Origin of the sequence: Aureispira sp. CCB-QB1 (assembly GCF_000724545.1) — a bacterium.
Classification (GTDB): Bacteria; Bacteroidota; Bacteroidia; order Chitinophagales; family Saprospiraceae; genus Aureispira.
Map to the genome: position 1 here is coordinate 1 of NZ_JHBV01000090.1, position 639 is coordinate 639.

Consider the following 639-nt stretch of genomic DNA (forward strand, 5'->3'; position numbering starts at 1 on the left):
GCCTATCGTAAAAAACAATCCAAACGCATTTGGGCAGCCTATCGAGCACAAACTCGAATCGAGGTCCAAGGCGAGCACCAAACTGATTCTAAACATGGATAAACAAGCCGTTAAAACCTTACAATACCGCTTGAGAAAGGTATTGAATATTAGTCTGTCAGTAGATGGCGACTATGGACCATCAACCACACAGGCGGTCTTAAAATTTCAGCAGATTCATGGTTTACAGTTAGATGGCATTGCTGGTCCCCAAACATTGGCAAGATTGCATTTGGTTTATATAAGAACCGTTCAATCCAATTCTAATTTGCTCCATTTTGGAAACAGGCGTTTTGTCATTTTTGTGGATGCAGGTCATGGCGGTATAGATGATAATGGTCGATACGTAACACCAGGAAAAAGAGCCTATCACAAAGACTTGATCTTACACGAGCGAGGACATTATTATGAAGGTTTTGAGAATCGCCTAGCTGCGGAAGCTTTTATTGAGGAGTGTACAAAGAAAGGTATTCAATGTATTCGCACCTATCATCCACACAAGGACTGGTCGTTGTCGGAGCGCACGGAATTGGTTCGAAGCTATCTAAGAAGAGGTTATTACGGCTATTTGCATTCCTTTCATTCCAATGCAATTTCTAG

Annotated in this window: 1 protein-coding gene; it reads left to right on the forward strand. The window is 41.8% G+C overall.

Features of this window, described 5'->3' with window-relative positions; all coding sequences use genetic code 11:
- Positions 1-94 precede the first annotated feature (94 nt).
- Positions 95-639 (forward strand): peptidoglycan-binding protein (locus CG11_RS26325; RefSeq protein WP_052599932.1); only part of this gene is annotated, 545 nt, incomplete at its 3' end.